Origin of the sequence: Sphingomonas asaccharolytica NBRC 15499, assembly GCF_001598355.1 — a bacterium.
Taxonomy (GTDB): domain Bacteria; phylum Pseudomonadota; class Alphaproteobacteria; order Sphingomonadales; family Sphingomonadaceae; genus Sphingomonas; species Sphingomonas asaccharolytica.
The window spans coordinates 1-1806 of sequence record NZ_BCYU01000171.1 but is presented as its reverse complement, the minus strand read 5'-3'; the positions used below and the strand labels follow the sequence as shown (position 1 = coordinate 1806).

Here is a 1806-nt window from a genome sequence, read left to right as displayed (position 1 = left end):
ACTCCAGATCGGCTGCATTGTCGCGCGTCAGCACCGCCGCGGCCCGACCAACTGGCCGCCTAACCGTCAAGCCTTGCCAAGCCCCGTTCCAGCCGCCATCTCGCGGAGCATGGACGAGCAGAAGCCCGGCGTACCGCAGGTCCTCGAACCGCTGGTGACGCGGGTTCTGGCGGATAATCCTTCGCCCTTCACCCATACCGGCACGCAGACACATCTGGTCGGCACCGCCGATCTCGCGGTGATCGATCCGGGTCCCGACGACCCCCGGCATATCGATGCACTGGTCCGCGCGATCGGCGGCCGTACGGTCACCGCCATCGTCATCACCCATACGCACCGCGATCACAGTCCCGGGGCGGCGCCGCTCAAGGCGCGGACCGGCGCGCCGATCGTCGGCTGCGCGCCGCTGGCGCTCGAGGATCTCGGCCCGCGTGCCGATGCCAGTTTCGATGCCAATTACGCCCCTGACGCGGTGATGGCGGACGGCGAGAGCGTGTCGGGCACCGACTGGACGCTGACCGCGATCGCGACGCCGGGACACACCTCGAACCATCTCGCTTTCGCGCTTCCCGAGACGAATGCGTTGTTCACTGGCGATCATGTCATGGGCTGGTCGACCACCATCGTCTCGCCGCCCGATGGCGACATGGCCGCCTATATGGACAGCCTCATCAAGCTGCAGGAGCGCGACGACCGCATCTATTATCCGGCGCATGGCGACCCGGTCGACAAGCCGCAGCGTCTGGTGCGCGGACTGATCGGCCATCGTAAGCAACGCGAGGGGCAGATATTGCGGCTGCTCGACGCCGAGCCGCGCACCATCCCGGCGATGGTGGCGAAAATGTATGTCGGCATCGACCCGCGCTTGTTTCCGGCCGCCGAACGATCGGTTCTGGCGCATCTTTACGAACTGCGCGACCGGCACATCGTCGCCGATGAGGGGGATGTATGGCAGAAGATCTGAAGCATAGCCGCAACGGCGCCGCGACCAGCTTCCTGATCAAGTTCGGCGGCGCGCTGGCACTGATCGCCTTGTTCTTAGCCGGCGGGTTGTGGGTGGTGCAGTCCTACATCAAGGCGCGCGTCGATCCCGATCCAGTGACGATCGCCACGGCCAGCATCCAGGGGCTGCGCGAGCAGAACAAGCTGTCGGCGTTCCAGGCGAGCTATGTCGCCGTCGTCACCTCGACCCAATCGCGCTTTGGCCTGTCGACCGAGCGCACATTGATCATGCCGGGAACGGTCGATTACGACGTCGACCTCAGCAAGCTTGCGCAGCGCGATGTGGTGTGGGACGCGAAGAGCAAGACCCTGGGCGTGACCTTGCCGCAGCCGATGCCGTCGGCGCCGCGGATCAATATCAACGCGATCAAGAGCTATGGCCGCAACGGCGTGCTCGGCACCTTCACCGATGTCGGATCGCAACTCGACGACGCCAATAAGGTCGCGGCGCAGAGGGAGCTGGCTAGCCAGGCGCTCCAGCCCGAGCCGATGAAATTGGCGCGCGACGCGACCCGGCGCGCGGTCGAGCAGAGCTTCGCGCTACCGCTCAGGGCCGCGGGTCTCGATGCGACGGTCCGCGTGCGCTTCGCCGGCGAAGGGCCGAATGACGAGATCTGGGACATGTCGAAGCCGCTCGATGGCGTGACCTACAGGAAATAGCGCTTGGGCGCCGGATCGGGGCAATAAAATCCTCCCCGGCACGGGGAGGGGGACCGCTCGCGTAGCGAGTGGTGGAGGGGGCCCACGATCAACGAGCGAAGGGCCGGAGGTTAGTGGCGGAGGGCCCCCTCCACCAAGCCGCTT

2 protein-coding genes are annotated in these 1806 nt (G+C 66.1%); both read left to right on the top strand.

Annotated elements, in window-relative coordinates; genetic code table 11:
• Window positions 1-109: 109 nt before the first annotated feature.
• Entirely contained in the window at window positions 110-964 is an 855-nt protein-coding gene (locus SAS01S_RS21905; RefSeq protein WP_066813361.1) for an MBL fold metallo-hydrolase, read from the top strand.
• Complete coding sequence (locus SAS01S_RS21900) at window positions 949-1662, top strand: DUF4230 domain-containing protein (protein WP_066813358.1); 714 nt, start codon at window positions 949-951, stop codon at window positions 1660-1662. The genes SAS01S_RS21905 and SAS01S_RS21900 overlap by 16 nt, the downstream gene beginning before the upstream one ends.
• Window positions 1663-1806: the final 144 nt, after the last annotated feature.

Coding starts and splice junctions, on each gene's coding strand:
- SAS01S_RS21905 (WP_066813361.1), top strand. CDS start 110: ATGGACGAGCAGAAGCCCGGCGTACCGCAGGTCCTCGAACCGCTGGTG.
- SAS01S_RS21900 (WP_066813358.1), top strand. CDS start 949: ATGGCAGAAGATCTGAAGCATAGCCGCAACGGCGCCGCGACCAGCTTC.